Source organism: Rhodoluna sp. (genome assembly GCF_036721215.1).
Lineage (GTDB): Bacteria > Actinomycetota > Actinomycetes > Actinomycetales > Microbacteriaceae > Rhodoluna.
Genome location: NZ_DAIMLM010000003.1, coordinates 1 through 15,252 on the forward strand (window position 1 = coordinate 1; position 15,252 = coordinate 15,252).

Annotated in this window: 15 protein-coding genes; 1 reads left to right on the forward strand and 14 read right to left on the reverse strand. The window is 49.3% G+C overall.

The window, feature by feature from the left end:
* Positions 1 to 83: 83 nt before the first annotated feature.
* From smc to recG, 8 genes are all read right to left on the reverse strand, one after another.
* Positions 84 to 3,593 carry a chromosome segregation protein SMC gene (gene smc / locus AC9UCN_RS05235; RefSeq protein WP_509524561.1) on the reverse strand — a complete coding sequence of 1,170 codons (3,510 nt, stop codon included), beginning with the start codon at positions 3,591 to 3,593 and terminating at the stop codon, positions 84 to 86.
* An 86-nt stretch (positions 3,594 to 3,679) separates the two neighbouring features.
* Positions 3,680 to 4,594: a bifunctional DNA-formamidopyrimidine glycosylase/DNA-(apurinic or apyrimidinic site) lyase gene (mutM, locus tag AC9UCN_RS05240; protein WP_509524564.1), complete on the reverse strand. Its 915-nt coding sequence runs from the start codon at positions 4,592 to 4,594 to the stop codon at positions 3,680 to 3,682.
* Complete coding sequence (locus AC9UCN_RS05245) at positions 4,595 to 4,981, reverse strand: DUF4406 domain-containing protein (protein WP_509524566.1); 387 nt, start codon at positions 4,979 to 4,981, stop codon at positions 4,595 to 4,597.
* A gap of 14 nt (positions 4,982 to 4,995) precedes the next feature.
* On the reverse strand, positions 4,996 to 5,673 hold the full coding sequence (gene rnc / locus AC9UCN_RS05250; protein ID WP_509524568.1) for a ribonuclease III: 678 nt from the start codon (positions 5,671 to 5,673) through the stop codon (positions 4,996 to 4,998).
* 3 nt (positions 5,674 to 5,676) lie between these two features.
* A complete protein-coding gene (gene rpmF, locus AC9UCN_RS05255; RefSeq protein ID WP_509524571.1) occupies positions 5,677 to 5,880 on the reverse strand; it encodes a 50S ribosomal protein L32 in 204 nt (67 codons plus the stop codon).
* 3 nt (positions 5,881 to 5,883) lie between these two features.
* Positions 5,884 to 6,387, reverse strand: a complete 504-nt coding sequence (locus AC9UCN_RS05260; RefSeq protein WP_509524573.1) for a YceD family protein — start codon at positions 6,385 to 6,387, stop codon at positions 5,884 to 5,886.
* The gene (coaD, locus tag AC9UCN_RS05265; protein ID WP_509524575.1) at positions 6,387 to 6,875 is read right to left on the reverse strand and encodes a pantetheine-phosphate adenylyltransferase; all 489 of its coding nucleotides are present in this window, start codon (positions 6,873 to 6,875) and stop codon (positions 6,387 to 6,389) included. The genes AC9UCN_RS05260 and coaD overlap by 1 nt, the downstream gene beginning before the upstream one ends.
* A gap of 27 nt (positions 6,876 to 6,902) precedes the next feature.
* On the reverse strand, positions 6,903 to 9,002 hold the full coding sequence (gene recG / locus AC9UCN_RS05270) for an ATP-dependent DNA helicase RecG (protein WP_509524577.1): 2,100 nt from the start codon (positions 9,000 to 9,002) through the stop codon (positions 6,903 to 6,905).
* A gap of 51 nt (positions 9,003 to 9,053) precedes the next feature.
* On the opposite strand from recG, the gene rsmD reads away from it, so the two are divergent.
* The gene (gene rsmD / locus AC9UCN_RS05275) at positions 9,054 to 9,623 is read left to right on the forward strand and encodes a 16S rRNA (guanine(966)-N(2))-methyltransferase RsmD (RefSeq protein ID WP_509524579.1); all 570 of its coding nucleotides are present in this window, start codon (positions 9,054 to 9,056) and stop codon (positions 9,621 to 9,623) included.
* 135 nt (positions 9,624 to 9,758) lie between these two features.
* Here rsmD and AC9UCN_RS05280 read toward each other — a convergent pair whose 3' ends face one another.
* From AC9UCN_RS05280 to AC9UCN_RS05305, 6 genes are all read right to left on the reverse strand, one after another.
* Complete coding sequence (locus AC9UCN_RS05280; protein ID WP_509524581.1) at positions 9,759 to 10,490, reverse strand: type 1 glutamine amidotransferase; 732 nt, start codon at positions 10,488 to 10,490, stop codon at positions 9,759 to 9,761.
* A gap of 296 nt (positions 10,491 to 10,786) precedes the next feature.
* On the reverse strand, positions 10,787 to 11,248 hold the full coding sequence (locus tag AC9UCN_RS05285; RefSeq protein ID WP_509524583.1) for a nuclear transport factor 2 family protein: 462 nt from the start codon (positions 11,246 to 11,248) through the stop codon (positions 10,787 to 10,789).
* Positions 11,249 to 11,350: 102 nt separating this feature from the next.
* Entirely contained in the window at positions 11,351 to 12,601 is a 1,251-nt protein-coding gene (locus AC9UCN_RS05290; RefSeq protein ID WP_509524998.1) for a citrate synthase, read from the reverse strand.
* 54 nt (positions 12,602 to 12,655) lie between these two features.
* Entirely contained in the window at positions 12,656 to 13,765 is a 1,110-nt protein-coding gene (gene dapC, locus AC9UCN_RS05295; protein WP_509524586.1) for a succinyldiaminopimelate transaminase, read from the reverse strand.
* A complete protein-coding gene (gene fdxA, locus AC9UCN_RS05300) occupies positions 13,766 to 14,092 on the reverse strand; it encodes a ferredoxin (protein ID WP_509524588.1) in 327 nt (108 codons plus the stop codon).
* 28 nt (positions 14,093 to 14,120) lie between these two features.
* Entirely contained in the window at positions 14,121 to 15,251 is a 1,131-nt protein-coding gene (locus tag AC9UCN_RS05305; protein ID WP_509524591.1) for a PIG-L deacetylase family protein, read from the reverse strand.
* Position 15,252 lies beyond the last annotated feature (1 nt).

Genomic DNA, 15,252 nt, shown 5'->3' on the forward strand with positions numbered 1-15,252 from the left:
TTGGGAATCTGGCGCTGCATCCGACTGATTTGCTTCCGCTTTTTCTTCTTCACGTTTTTTACGCCAAAAGAAGATGTTGGACATTAGGCGTCGGCCTTCTCACGCAGTCGCTGACCAACTACAGCTGAAATACCGTCTGACTTCATGGAAACACCATAAAGCGCATCGGCTATTTCCATGGTGCGCTTTTGGTGAGTGATGATGATCAGCTGCGAGTTGGTTCTAAGGTCCTCAAAGATCGAAAGAAGTCTTCCAAGGTTCGCATCGTCCAGAGAGGCCTCAACCTCATCCATGATGTAGAACGGCGAAGGGCGAGCCTTGAAAATCGAAACCATGAGAGCTACCGCCGCGAGCGATCTTTCTCCACCAGAGAGCAAGGAAAGTCTTTCAATCTTCTTACCGGCAGGCTTTACGTTAACTTCCAGGCCTGAGGTGAGCAGATTATCTGGATCGGTTAGGAAAATGGATCCTGTTCCACCTGGGAACAGCACTGGGAAGACTTTTTCGAAAGCCTTCTTGGTGTCCTGGAAAGCGTCACTAAAGATAGCCTGCATTTTCTCGTCTAGATCGTGGATGATCTTGATCAAGTCTTTGCGGGTTTCAGTTAGGTCTTGTAATTGGTCAGTCAGGAACTTGTGGCGCTGCTCAAGGGCGGAGAACTCCTCTAGAGCTAGAGGGTTTACCCTGCCTAGTTTTTCAAGCAGCTTCTCGGATTCCTTTAGCCGCTGGAACTGCTTCGCGCGATCGAATACTTCAGGTTCGCCATCTTCCTCGTTCGATGGAATCAAGTTCTCGGGGTTGTATTCGGCAAGCAGCGTCGCTTCGTCAAGGCCCAGTTCTTCTTGGGCTCGGGTAACCAAGTTTGCAAGGTTTAGACGCTTTTCGTGATTTTGGAGTTCAATGTCATGAACTGATTGAGTCAAATCGGAAAGCTTTTGCTGAATGTCAGCAATTTCGCCTCTGACTTTGGTCAGCTCCTGGAACTGATCGGTGCGCTCGCTTTCGAGCGTGGCGTATTCACGTTTTGCTTCATTCGAGCCAATAGACACCGCGTCAATCAATTTAGGTAGCACCTTTAGAACTGCCTTAGCCGAGCTGAGCTGCCCCGCTCGAGCTTTGGCCGCGCTGATAGCTCCTTCAACGGCTGAACGGGAGGTGTCTAGCTGCAGTTTTAGGCTTTCGGACTTCTCGGTTTCTACGCGAAGTCTTTCTTCTCCGGCGCCAAGCTCAACGCGGATCTCAAGCTCCCTAGATCTTTCAAGTTCAAGTGCTTCAACCAATCGGTTTCTGTCGGAAAGGGCCTGCTCTGGTCTACCCAGGCTCTCAAATTCACGCAGTCTAGATTTGGCAGCTTCTAGCTCACCTTCGGCTTCTCTAATTGCTGCCTCGTTCGACTCGGCAACAATTCCCAATCGATCGAGCTCGCTTTGCAGTGCCTCAACTTGAACGCGAACCCGACCAAGCTGCTCCGCCTGTGAGGCGAGCTTGGCGTCCTGTTCATTGAGTTCGGCGAGTGATGCTTTTGCTGAATTCTTGGCAGCAAGTTCGTTGGACTTAGCTTGGGCAAGTTCGGCAGATAAGGTCTCGATGCGAGAGCTCAGTCTAGAAAGATCCTTTTCCGCCGCATCTCGCTCGGCAACTAGTTCAAGTTTCGAAGGCTTGCTGGATGAACCGCCACGCAAAACTGCTCTGGTTAGAACGTCACCTTGTTTGGTAATAACTTGCGAGTCAGTAGTTTGTGCCTTGAAAAAGCTCTTTGCGGCCGCTAGGTCCTCGACAATAACTACCTGAGACAGTAACTTCAAAATTCCATCAGGAGCGCTGACAACTTCAGATGCAACCTTTGAACCTGGAACCAAGTTCTTGCTCGCAGCGTCAGAGCGCAGGTCAACATCAGCGATGATGATTTCAACTCGACCACCATCGGTTTTCTTTAGGTGTTCAAGTGCAGAAAGTCCGGAGTCTAGGTCTTCAGCAACTAGAGCGTCGGCTAAAGAACCCAACGCCGCGGCGATAGCCTGCTCGTAGCCTGGTTCAATGCGTAAGTGATTAGCCACCAAACCTCTAATTCCTCGAAGCTGAGCTTGGGTCAAAGACGAGGCGCCATCTTTTTGCTCGAGAGTTAAATTCAGCGCCGAGCGCTTTCCAGCAAGAGCGTCTTTTTCACGCTCTGCTTCGTGTAGCTGATCACGCAGTGATTCAATCTTGTTCGCAGCATCGGATACTGCCTTCTGGGCCGCGTCGTATTTGGACTCTAAGTTGTTTTCACGAGGATTGTTGCTGGAAAGCAATGACTCCAAATCGCGATACTGAGCAGATTGCTCCTGGTGTCTTAGTCTGGCCGCACCAAGAATTTCCTGGTGTCGAGCTTTCTCGTTAGTAAATGCTTCCAGCTTGCTTTCGGCAACTTTTACGCCGTTGGCAAACTGGGCAAGGTCAAGATCGTACTTTGAGATCAAGGAGTTTTGTTCTTGAATCTTCGAATCAAAAGCTTCGAGTGCATCGCGGGCAACGTTTCGCTTTTGCTCCGCAATTCCTAGTTGCTGCTGTAGACGCTGCACTTCCAGTCCAAGACGCTGCATTTCAACTTCGGCTTTTTCTATGTCAACAGTAATTGAGGAAAGGTCAAACTTACTTTGCTCTTGAGTGCTGGATTCCAAAAGCGCGACTCTGGCGCTGGCAATGTTTGAAATTGACCTGATGCGCTCTTGTAGAGAATCAAACTCAAAAGAGATCTTGCGAGAGCTATCTAGCTTCTGGTTGAGCTCAGGAGATTCAAGCTGGGTTAGACGCTGCTGATTAGTTGAAAGCATTTGCTGCAGGATGTTTCGCTCGCTGCGACGTTGTGACTCACTGGTCGAAGTGGTTTCAAGGGATTTTTGAATATCCAAAATGTCAAAAGCGAGAATTCTGGACTTGGCATCTCTAGCCTGAGACGCAATGTTTTGGGCCTCTCTGGCAATTTCAGCTTGGGCACCAAGAGGCTTTAGCTGACGACGAACTTCACCAGCAAGGTCACTCAGTCTTGAGAGGTTGGCCTGCATGGCTTCGATTTTGCGCTCGGTTTTTTCCTTGCGACGACGGTGCTTCAAGATTCCAGCCGCCTCTTCGATAAATCCACGGCGCTCTTCGGGCGTTGCTCGAAGCACGCTATCTAGTTGACCTTGACCCACAATGACGTGCATCTCACGACCAAGACCTGAGTCGCTTAGTAGTTCCTGAACATCGAGCAACCTGCAGGGGTCACCGTTGATTGCGTACTCAGATCCACCGCTTCTAAACAAGGTTCTTGAGATAGTGACTTCGCTGTAATCAATAGGTAGGGCACCATCGGCATTGTCGATCGTCAGCTGAACTTCAGCGCGACCAAGTGGACCTTTGGTAGCAGTTCCGGCGAAGATGACGTCTTCCATCTTTCCACCGCGCAAAGTCTTTGCTCCCTGCTCACCCATTACCCAGGCAAGAGCGTCCACAACGTTTGATTTACCCGAACCATTTGGTCCAACCACGCAAGTTACACCGCGCTCAAACTGGAATGTGGTGGGTTGAGCGAAGGATTTGAAGCCTTTTAGGGTGAGGCTTTTTAGATGCAAGCGGACACACCCCTCTGGAAAGGACTCAATTGCTCAAAGCTGAACAGTATCTAAAAATACCCCATTTTTAGGGTCCCAATTGACCGCTAGCTTGGGCGCTGGCACCTAGGGCAGAAGTGAGAACCACGGTTTGCCCAGGCTTGGCGCCTAATGGGTGTTTGGCATCTGGCGCAGGGTTTGTCGGTTTGGCCATAGGCATAAAGCTCCTGTGAAAAGTACCCAGCCTCACCGTTGACGTTCTTGTACTGCTGGTCAAAGCTGGTACCGCCCTGCTTAGTGGCCTTAGCCAAGACCTCTTTTACAATCCCCATTAGTTCATTTAGCTTGGGTTTAGAAATTGAGTCAGCCTGACGATCAAAGTGCAGCTTGGCTAGCCATAAAGACTCATCCGCGTAAATGTTGCCGATTCCACTGAGTAGATTCTGATCAAGCAGGGCTCGCTTGATTCCGGTTTTCTTACCTCGAAGTCTTTGGACTACCTGGTCAGTATCGAACAGCTCATCAAGTGGATCCCTAGCGATGTGAGACGCGGAACTAGAAATGAGGTTCTGCCACGGCTTGTTCTTATTCTTACCAGCGCTAAACCCTCCCTGTTTGCCATCGGGGGTTGCAACCAATGGGTCAATAGCTAAAGAGCCAAAGATCCGCTGATCGACAAAACGAAGTTCGAGTGGCTTCTTATTCTTGGATTGGAAAGAAACAGTTACCCGGTTTAGCTTGTCTTCTGGAAACTCTGGGCTTCTTATTAGCATCTGACCACTCATGCCGAGGTGGCCTACTAGTGCAGTTGAATCTCCCGATAGCGGCATCCAAAGAAACTTTCCACGTCTAACCACGTCGAGCACACCTCTGCCAACTAGTTTCTTAGTGAAGTCATTTGCGCCGCTGAGGTGGCGCTTTAGTGACCTAGCGTCATGAATCTTTACCGAGGTTATGGTTCCACCAGTTATGGATTTCGCAAGACCGGCACGGACGGTTTCGACCTCGGGCAGCTCGGGCACTTATTTTCCAGGTGAGCCAGGCTTCAGATTAGGAATTTCCTCAAGGCTCGTGAAGATAATCTTTCCCAATTCTTTTGCTTTGGCCATTTCTATATCTGCGCCGCGAGATGCTCCGGGAATGCGTAGGATTGCATCACATTTTTCTAACAGCCTGTGAGCGACTGGGTATTGAAATTTTGAGAACTGTTCTGAAGAGTGAGACTCTCCGCCTGCCTGAAGAATTACAGGCCACGCAAGCCACTCCCCTACAACCGCTAGGTGCCCTCGTTCGAAGATTGGCAACGCATAATCTTCCATCGCCTTTAGATTCTTAGCAATTTCGGATTCCTGGCCATTTGTTCCTGACATGTATGGGCCGGAGATAAGAATCAAGAGTGGCTTTGTCATTGTAAAAGCCTACTTTAGATAAATGGCGCGCCAGATATCGCTTTGATTGCAGCGTTAGTCTCAGCTTGCTTTCTGGATCTTCCTGAAGCTGAAGCCACGACTATGCCGTCAATTATCAGATTGGCAAAGAAGGTCCGGTCGTGATCGGGTCCCTCGTGAGTTGTTTGATAAACCGGAGCAGCTTTACCCTGCTGTTGCATGCTCTCCAAAAGTGTGGTTTTTGGATCTGCCGAAAGCAATAGATCTTCTGCGCTATCAAGGAGCGGAAGTATGTGTTGGTCAACAATTGTTTTGGCTGCATCGAGGCCCTTAGAAACATAAGCTGCTCCCAGAACTGCCTCAAAGGTGTCGGCTAGTAGGTTCATTTTCTCGCGACCGCCGGTTTGAATTTCCCCTTTACCAAGTAGTAAATACTCACCTAGATTAATCGAACTAGCCGCTTGGGCCAGAGCTGGCGCTGAGACAACTGCGTTTTTGAGTTTGGTTAGATTTCCTTCATCCATGTCGGAGAAGTGATCGTGAATGTGTGAAGTAACTAGAAATCCAAGAATTGCGTCGCCTAGAAACTCCAAGCGTTCATTATTTGGACCTCGACCGTTTTCATAGGAATAGGACCGGTGCGTGAGGGCGAGTTCGAGAAGTTGCGGTTCGATTTCCACGCCAAGGGATTTACCTAGCGCATCAAGGCTCATGGGTTAAGCGTCAGCGACCTTGCGGCCCTTGTACTCCATGAACAGTGCAGTTCCGTTTGAGTCCTCAACTAGCTTCGCGCGGTGAGGGAGGCTGTATACGGTCTTACCGTTTTCAACTGTCTTGACCAGAGTGATTGGAGCGGCCTTCCACTGTGAGCGACGAGCTCTTGTGTTTGAACGCGACATGCGTCTTTTTGGTACTGGCATTTCCTACTCTTTCCTAAAGCTTTCTAATCCACTCCAGCGAGAATCAATACTCGCTTCGTGAACGTGGTTTGGATCCTGAGAAAAGTTCAAGCCACATTCGGAGCACAGACCAAGACAGTCTTCACTACAAACAGGTTTGAACGGAAGTGATAAAACTACAGCATCCGTGATTGCCTGCTCAAGGTTGATTTTCTCGTCTTGGATCAGGAAATCATCTTCCTGCTCTAAAGAATAGGCGAAAAGCTCTTGGAAATCCACCTCGACCTCAAGCTCAAGGGGCTCAAGGCACCTAGAACAAAGGGAAGTTGCCTTGGTGAAGACTTCTCCGGTGGCCAAAACACCCTCGTGGATAGATTCCAGCCTCAAGTCAACTTCGATTTTCGCTCCCGCTGGAACCGAGGCAGCTCCTTGACCCATCGCGTCATCAAGATCAATGGCTAGTTGCAGCGAGCTGGTGTGGCCTGGCCTTCGAGTCAGTTCGTGAACCGGAATGTCAAACTTGCTCATTAGTTCTGCTCCAATAAAGCCTTAGCCACCGCCGCTGAAACATAGTTTTGAACTGGACCACCAAGGGAGGCAACCTCACGAACCAGTGAAGACGCCACCAGTCCATATTTGGGATCAGCCGAGATAAAGATTGTTTCAATGCCGCTTAGGTCCCGATTGACCTTAGCCATCGGTAATTCGTAATCAAGGTCAACATTGTTTCGAAATCCCTTGATTAGAAGCTTCGCGTCAACTTTTCGGATGTAGTCAACTAACAAGCCAGAAGAGAGCTCTGTAACTTTGATATTTGCGCTGGTTACACCAGCTTCTTTCAAAGACTCCTGAATTAGCTCAATTCTCTTGGCGCTAGAAAACCCTGGTGTCTTTTCAGGGTTGTGAACCACCAGAACATGTAATTCATCGACAATCTTGGAGCACCGCTCGATGATATCCACGTGCCCAAGAGTTATTGGGTCAAAAGATCCTGGGTAGACAGCGAGAGTTGGCATAGACCCAAGATTAGCAAACTAAACCGCTCAGCCTTTAGACAAGTTTTCTACGGCGTTCATTTCCTCAATAGCTAGGCGCAGATTCGGTAGTGACTCTAGGCCTGGATCTGCCTCGAAAAGCTCTTCCACCTCAACCCGGACCTTTTGAATCAGTGCTGCGTCCCGAATCACCTGCAGCAGACGCAAGCTAGAGCGACCTCCGGATTGACTTGCTCCCAATACGTCTCCCTCGCGGCGAAGCTCTAGGTCAATCTCACTGAGCTTGAAGCCATCGCTTTCAGCTGCGACAGCTTTGATTCTTTGAAGGGCTATCGAGCCATCCTCAGCACCGGTAAGCAAGAGACAAAGTCCTTTGGCCTGGCCTCTTCCCACTCGGCCACGCAGCTGATGTAGCTGAGAGATGCCAAAGTTATCGGCATCCAAGATCACCATCACAGAAGCGTTCGGAACATCCACACCGACCTCGATAACCGTAGTTGCTACCAAGACGTCAATTTCCTTGTTGACAAACTTTGCCATGACTTCAGATTTTTGCTCTTGGTCCATGCGACCGTGCAGAGCATCGATACGCAAGGAGCCAAGATTTGGGTTTTTACTTAGCTCAGTAGTGGTTTTATCAACCGAAGCCCCGGAGTTCTCTTTATCAGACTCGTCAATTTTTGGACAAACCACGAACACTTGATGTCCTTTGGCAACCTCCTCGGCAACTCTCTCCCACACCCTAGAAACCAGATTCTTATCCCCGGCCCGAACAACGTGCGAGTCAATCTCTTTTCGACCTGCAGGAAGTTCTGTAAGTGAAGAAACTGCCATGTCTCCAAAAACAGTCACCGCCAAGGTTCTAGGAATTGGGGTGGCGGTCATAGTCAACACGTGAGGAGATAGTTTTCCTTTGAGTCGCAGTTTCTCTCTCTGCTCCACGCCGAACCTGTGCTGCTCGTCGATTACGACAAGACCCAGGTCATAGAACTCCACTTTTTCGGAAAACAGAGCATGGGTTCCAATAACAATCTTTGATGCTCCTGATACAACTTGCAGCATCGCTTTTTTGCGATCCGCTGTTGAGAGTTGACCAGTCAATAAAGTTAGCCCAACTTTTTTGGCAAGATCTTCGCCGAGGCTTTTGGAGATTGATCTAAAGTGCTGAGAGGCTAGAACCTCGGTTGGAGCAAGTAGCGCGGATTGACCTTCGGTGTCGGCTACAGCGAGCATCGCCCTTAATGCCACCAGGGTTTTACCCGATCCAACCTCACCTTGCAGCAATCTGTTCATCGGGTAGCTTTTTGCAAGGTCCAAAGAGATCTCTTCACCGACGCTTTGCTGACCCTTTGTTAATTTGAAAGGAAGAGCACTATCAAAGGCAGCAAGGAATCCATTTGTCCCGGCCGATCTGATGGTAGCTGGAGATTTTTCGTTCGCTATTTTGCGAGCAATCAAATTAGCCTGCAGCAAGAATGCTTCGTGATAAGAAAGAGTCTTTGTAGCCGAAGACCAATCGCTTTTGGTTTCCGGGCGGTGAATTTTCTCTAAGGCTTGATTCAGGCTCATTAGTTTGTGTTTTTTTGCTATCTCCTCTGGAACTTCATCTTCTATGGTCCCTAGGGTGTCTAGAACTATGCCCAAAGCTTTTTGAATCATCCAGGTCGTAACGCTGGCTGAAGCTGGATAGATAGGTATCGGCTTATCCGCCCACGCCTTCGCGTCAAACTGACTGACCTCATCTAAAAACAGCTCATAGTCAGGATGAGCTAACTGAAGCTTGCCCTGATATTCACCGATCTTGCCGGCAAATAGACCTCTTGTTCCAGGCAGCAAGTTCTTTTGACGCCAGGCCTGGTTGAAAAAAGTTAATGACAAGAATCCACTACCGTCAGTGATTCTTACTTCAAGGATGTGACTTACTCGACCCTTGGTTCTTCTCTCCCTGGCGTCAACCACTTCAGCCACAATCGATACGCTCTCGCCAACTGGCAGGTTTGTGATTGGAGTTAGCTCTCCCCTAGATGAATACCTTCGCGGGTAGTGCTGCAATAAATCAGCAACTGTTACTAGTCCTAGGTTTTTTGCGAAGCTCTTGGCTGTTTTGTCACCTAATACTCGATCGAGTGCAGTGGTTGGAAGCAGCATGCTTCAATCTTCTACGAGAGAGTTGCCAAAAGCCGTTAGGCTTTGACAATCATGACAAGAATTATTGGTGGCCTAGTTGGCTCTAGAAAGCTAGCTTCTCCGGCAAAAAGCACTAGACCAACAGCAGATCGAATCCGAGAGAGCATCTTTAGCTCGCTGGAATCCAAAGGTGCCTTAGCTGGAAGGAAGGTATTGGATCTTTATGCGGGAACCGGTGCGCTGGGTCTAGAGGCTTTATCAAGAGGATCGGTTGCTGCCGTTCTAGTTGAAAGCAACAAGATGGCAGCTGCAGTTTGCATCAAAAACTCCAGAACCGTTCAGGACGCTTTGAGCGAAGAGGGACAGGAAGTTTCAGCAAAAGTTCAGATCCAACCGGTCCAAAAGTTTCTGGAGGCAAGTAATGGTTCGTTTGATTTGGTCTTTATTGACCCACCATACGAGCTGACTAATCAAGAAGTAGAAAAATGTCTTGAGTCACTGCGGCTTCTAGTTTCAGATAAGGCCTTGGTGCTGGTCGAGCGATCTTCTAGAGTGGATGCCTTTTCAACTGCGGGTTACGAGCTAGTCGATCAGAAGCCATTTGGCGACACAGTTGTTTACTGGCTAAAGCCGACCTACTGACTATAAATCAGTGGGTTCCGGGTTCAAGTCCCGGGGGGGTGCACGGAAAATCCAGCTACTTCTCACGAGAGCGGGATATTCTAATCAACGGGAGTTTTTCTGTTCATACGGAATGGAGTGCAACGAATCCTGGGGCTACCGGCTATGGAATGCAAGAACCTGTTTTGCAAAAGCTGCGGACAAGTCCCACGCTTGCTTGCGGTAGCTTGCTGCAAGCTCGTGCGACTTAGCAATCTGCTTATCTATATCGATGCCTTCGCGCATGAAGGCACCGCGGTAAGTACTTAGCCAAGCCAACTGCTGAGAAAGACCGACCTCTGGGTGAAACTGGGTTGCCCATGCGCTAGAGCCAACTCTGAACGCCTCGATTGTTCCTGCGCTTTCGCCTAACAGAACTGCGTTTTCCGGTAACTCGATACTGTCATAGTGAAACTGAAAGGCGTCGGCGGTCTCACCCAAAGCGCCGATTACTGGATCGTTTGCGGCTTCTGGCAACATCTCAACTCTTGTCCACGCAAACTCGCCGGTCTCTGCCTTATAGACTCGTCCGCCGGCAGCCGAGGCGAGCAGTTGCGAGCCAAAGCACAACCCAAGTAGCGGAGTCTCTGTATCCAAAAACCACTGCATAATCTTTCGCTCGTGGCTCATCCAAGCGTGCTTAGGCTCTTCGAGAACACCAGCGTGCGCACCCATTGAAATCATTCCCGAGTACTGCTCAAGTGTGTCTAGATCGGGTTTTCCGACACTGTCATTCTGTACGTCCCAGGTATCCATGAGAATTCCAGCCTCGGCAATCGGGTTAGCCATCTCGTTGAGGTGATCATCTATGTCATGCACAACAACCAGAATCTTTGGCTTGGTTTTCATTGGGGTCCTAACGTTTATGCCATCCTAGTAGCCATTGGACCCAAAGTTTTGGATTCAGCTTGGTTTTTTGGGCAGGAACCTTCCTTAGAAGATTTGATTTTAGGCAGGGCAACTGACTCTTAATCAGTTGATCTTTAGTTCTTCATTCTGATAGTCCAAGTAAGCCTCGTAGCTACCTCTAGATGCGGGTTCGAGTCCTTCCCAGTGCACTTGATTACTGCGGAAAACGAGTGCACATGCAAAAAAGTGAAGTATTTCACGTTTCGGCGAGTAAAAAGTCAAAGAGGGCGTTTAGATTAACTCACAATTTGGGGAGCACTTGCTTCGGCAATACCTGACTTTGCTTGTTTTTCAAGTCCGACCGTAACAGCAAAGGTATCTTCATAAACATCAAAGTCATAAGCTTTACCCCACCGCAATTTGATTACGTGAATGCCTGGATTTATGTAGGACTCTCCGTTTTCAAGAGTACATGTGGCTACCCAGCGGGCAAATACTGTTGTGTTCCATGGCCCACCGTGGACTAGGACACTTGTTACGTTAAATTCAAGCTCCGGAAAAACTGTTCCCACCCTCATAAACCACCGACGCATGGCCTCTTTGTCATGTCGAATGCCACCCAGTGAATTAGGACCCGCAAAACGATGGGTGAGGTTCCTGGAGGACAGACCACCTAACACATATTCGTAATCATGATTTTGCACGGCAAGAAATGTTTTACGAACTAACCTCTCGACAATGGAGCTATAAATTAGCATGTGCTTCAAACCTTTCAAATTCCGAATTTCTAATAATCATTGGTAAAGTCCCCACCTTTTGACCACAGGCCATTAGGCATGTTCTAAAGATCAGCCTGAGGCTTAGAGGCTTCTTTCGCCTTTTCCAAGGTAGACCTGCTGAGGTCTTCCAATTCGATTGCTCGAATCTTCCATCATTTCGCGCCAGTGCGCGATCCAACCTGGCAGTCTTCCCATCGCAAACAATGCGGTGAACATCGGAGCTGGGAAGCCAAGGGCCTTGTAAATCACTCCGGTGTAGAAATCAACATTCGGGTAAAGCTTGCGCTCGGCAAAGTATGGATCAGCTAGAGCTGTTGCCTCTAGGTCTTTTGCGATATCCAGTAGCGGATCCTTGATGCCAAGTTCTCCAAGTACCTTGTCTGCGGTTGCTTTAATGATGGTGGCTCTTGGGTCAAAGTTTTTGTAGATTCGGTGACCGAATCCCATGAGTCTGCTTCCCTCTTCTTTGTTCTTGACTCGATCAACAAACTGCTGCACGCTCTGACCTGAGTCACGAATCTGGGTAAGCATGTCCAAAACGGCCTCGTTTGCTCCACCATGCAATGGACCAAACAGTGCGTTGATTCCAGAAGAAACTGATGCAAACAAGTTAGCTTGGGCTGAGCCAACTAGGCGAACGGTTGAAGTCGAGCAGTTCTGCTCGTGATCAGCATGCAAAATTAGCAGTGTCTCAAGTGCTCTTGTGACAATTGGGTTCTGAACGTATTCTTCGGCCATGGTTCCAAAGGTAAGGCGCAAGAAGTTTTCTACCGTAGAAAGTGAGTTATCTGGATACAGCAAAGCCTGGCCGAGGCTGGTCTTATAGGCATAAGCTGCCAACACTGGAAGCTTGGCTAGCAATCTTCTGGTGGAGATCTCGACTTGCTCCGGGTCTCTCGGATCCAGTGAATCCTGGTAGAAAGTTGATAGCGCTGAAACACCGGCTGCAAGAACCGACATCGGGTGGGCGTTTTGCGGGAATGCATCGAAGAAAGACTTTAGATCCTCATGGATCAGAGTGTGTCTTCTAATGCTGTGATCAAAGGATTCAAGTTCTGGCTTTGTTGGCAGCTCTCCATAAATCAACAAGTGACTTACTTCTAAGAAGCTCTTCTGGGACGCAAGCTGCTCGATGGCGTAACCTCGGTAGCGCAAGATTCCGGCTTCACCGTCAATAAAGGTAATCGCTGATTTAGTCGATGCTGTGTTGACAAAGCCCTGGTCGTAAGTGTGCAGGCCAAGGGTTGAGTGAAGCTTACTTATGTCCATGGCACTTGAGCCCGCGGTTGCTTCAACAACTGGAAGCTCGAGGGTCTTGTCCTTGTAGCTGATAACTACTTTTTCGTTGTCAGGCAAAGCGCTCCTTGGGAATCAAAATCTCAGGCTCTAGCCTAAGCCATTTTGGAGTCTCAAAGCAGCCCTGCTAATGTCGTTATCGGTTGCCGTGAGCGAGAACCGAACGTGCTTGGTTGCGTGCTCACCATAGAAGCTGCCTGGTACCACAACAATCCCGAGCTGCGCCATCTCACCCACCGTGCTCCAGCAGTCTTGACCCTTGGTTGCCCAAAGATACAAACCCGCCTCACTGTCAGTTACCTCAAAACCATATGCTGTTACCGCAGCTAGCAAAGTCTCTCGTCTCTTGGAGTAAATCGCTTTCTCGGTAACCACGTGTGTGCTATCCCCTAGCGCAGCTATCACCGCCTGCTGAGTAGGAAAAGGCATGATCATCCCGGTGTGCATCCTAAGATTTACCAAGTCTCGTATTAGATCTTTCGAGCCAACTGCGAACGCGGCTCTATAGCCTGCCATGTTGGACTGCTTGGAAAGTGAGTACAGGCACAAGATCCCATCGTGACTATCACCACAAACTCTAGGGTCCAAAACGCTTGGAATGACTTCCTTATCCCACGGATCACTCCAACCAAGTTCGGCGTAGCATTCATCGGAAGCAAGTAGCGCTCCTAGCTCACGGGCTCTTGCGACCGCTTTGGCAAAGCCTGCAACGTCCAAGACTTTTCCATCCGGATTACCTGGAGAGTTAATCCAAATCAGCTTGGTGTTGGCAGGCCATTTTTCTGGATCGTCTTCAGAAACTAGCGTGGCACCCGATAGTGCAGCCCCAACGGCGTATGCGGTGTATGCAACTTTTGGCTGGACGACAACATCGCCTGGGCCAATGCCTAAGAAAGTGGGGAGCCAACTTATTAGCTCTTTGGATCCAATTGATGGCATCACTTGATCTGGATCTAGACCCGGTACTTGTCTTCTTCTGGCAAACCACTCAACAACCGCTTTGCGAAACTCTGCAGTGCCAGCTGTTGATGGATAGCCGGGAGAATTAGAAAACTTCTTGAGGGCCTGTTGAACAGAGTCTGGAGTTGGATCAATTGGCGATCCAACTGATAAATCGATTGCGCCGTCTTGGTGCTGGGCAGCTTTTTCCGAGAATGGCTTTAGTGATTTCCAGGGGTAATCTGGCAGCCCGGTAAACACTTAGTCCTGTTGAGCTTGTGGTGGCAAAGCAGCAACCAATGGATGATCGCCAGGAATTGGACCAACCTTCGCAGCTCCACCAGGAGAACCGATGGTTTCAAAAAAGTCGACGTTGGCGCGGTAGTAATCAGCCCACTGCTCAGGAACATCATCTTCGTAGTAAATCGCTTCTACTGGGCAAACTGGTTCACAGGCCCCACAGTCCACACACTCATCCGGGTGAATGTAAAGCATGCGGTCACCCTCGTAGATGCAATCCACTGGGCACTCTTCGATGCACGCCTTGTCTTTAAGGTCAACGCATGGAAGTGCAATTACATAAGTCATTGGGGAGATCCTCCTAGGACCATATTACCTATCGATGGCCCGAAGATTTCTTACCCCATGCCCCGGGTCTTAGTTTTGGAAACAAGATCACAACAGCGCAGATGATGAGCGACCCATAAACCCATATGTTTCCAGCTTGGTTGTCCAGAATAAGTGCATCGCCAGCAGCGGTGGGTCTAGAAAGCCAAAAAACAGTTCCGGCAAGCGTAAAACTCATTAGGTATAAAGCGCCCCTGGAGTTTCGAAGCAGCCGAAGAGCAACCGCCAACGAGAAAGTCATCACCAGGGCAACTATTAACCCAAGAGGTGTGGCCGACTCGTCCGATGCGGTGACAGAGTGAAGCAGGGTTCCTGCAAATCCAAGCAGAATTCCAAGTGGCAAAGCCCACAGACCCAGGAATAGTGGCTTCAGCCAAAGCCAAGGCGTGGTTGATGTCATTCTTAGCCTCTCTGGTGTGTCATATCGAATGTCTCTACCAGGGACAAGGGAGAAAGTTTCCTTGCCAATTGATACCTGGCTCGCGTGCTGCTCCAGGGCCAACTTCTTCTTGGCCGCAGTTTTTGGGCCACCAACTTCGACCGTAAATCGCTCACCCGGTTCAGCAATAACCCAAAATTGTGGCGCCCTGCCTCTTGTGGACCTGGCGAATCGACGCAGAGCCATCGCGGTTGCCTCGTGAGCCTTCTTGTGATCAGGATGGCCAAAGCCGCCCTTGCGGTTGTAAGTAATCACGGCATCTGGCTTGAACGCGGTCAGAGTCTGATAGATGTCGTCAGAAACTACCGCTGTTGAAACTGAAGAAAGTGACATCTCGTCGGTAGTTTTTGCCTTTACCGCTCTTCCAAAGGTGCTTAGTCGCATTCCTGAGTCAAGGTATTTTCTGGATCCAGCAAATTTATGCTGAACATCACCAAGGGCAGCCAAGGCATTTCTGAGCTCGTTAGATCTAAAAGCACCCATCGCGGCAAGATCGGATTCGAGTGGCTTGAGATCATCGAGCTTGACTCGGCCTCGTTCCCCACGGGTCAAAGTAAGAACCATTACTTTTGCTCCAGCTTCAACGCGATTGGCAATCACGTGAGCGGTAAAGATTGACTCATCGTCTGGGTGGGCGTGAACCAGCAGCACCCGTTTTGCGTTGAACGACGTTTTGGCCATA

Coding starts and splice junctions, on each gene's coding strand:
- rnc (WP_509524568.1), bottom strand. CDS start 5,673: ATGAGCCTTGATGCGCTAGGTAAATCCCTTGGCGTGGAAATCGAACCG.
- AC9UCN_RS05245 (WP_509524566.1), bottom strand. CDS start 4,981: ATGACAAAGCCACTCTTGATTCTTATCTCCGGCCCATACATGTCAGGA.
- AC9UCN_RS05305 (WP_509524591.1), bottom strand. CDS start 15,251: ATGGCCAAAACGTCGTTCAACGCAAAACGGGTGCTGCTGGTTCACGCC.
- AC9UCN_RS05280 (WP_509524581.1), bottom strand. CDS start 10,490: ATGAAAACCAAGCCAAAGATTCTGGTTGTTGTGCATGACATAGATGAT.
- AC9UCN_RS05260 (WP_509524573.1), bottom strand. CDS start 6,387: ATGAGCAAGTTTGACATTCCGGTTCACGAACTGACTCGAAGGCCAGGC.
- rpmF (WP_509524571.1), bottom strand. CDS start 5,880: ATGCCAGTACCAAAAAGACGCATGTCGCGTTCAAACACAAGAGCTCGT.
- AC9UCN_RS05285 (WP_509524583.1), bottom strand. CDS start 11,248: ATGCTAATTTATAGCTCCATTGTCGAGAGGTTAGTTCGTAAAACATTT.
- fdxA (WP_509524588.1), bottom strand. CDS start 14,092: ATGACTTATGTAATTGCACTTCCATGCGTTGACCTTAAAGACAAGGCG.
- coaD (WP_509524575.1), bottom strand. CDS start 6,875: ATGCCAACTCTCGCTGTCTACCCAGGATCTTTTGACCCAATAACTCTT.
- recG (WP_509524577.1), bottom strand. CDS start 9,002: ATGCTGCTTCCAACCACTGCACTCGATCGAGTATTAGGTGACAAAACA.
- rsmD (WP_509524579.1), top strand. CDS start 9,054: ATGACAAGAATTATTGGTGGCCTAGTTGGCTCTAGAAAGCTAGCTTCT.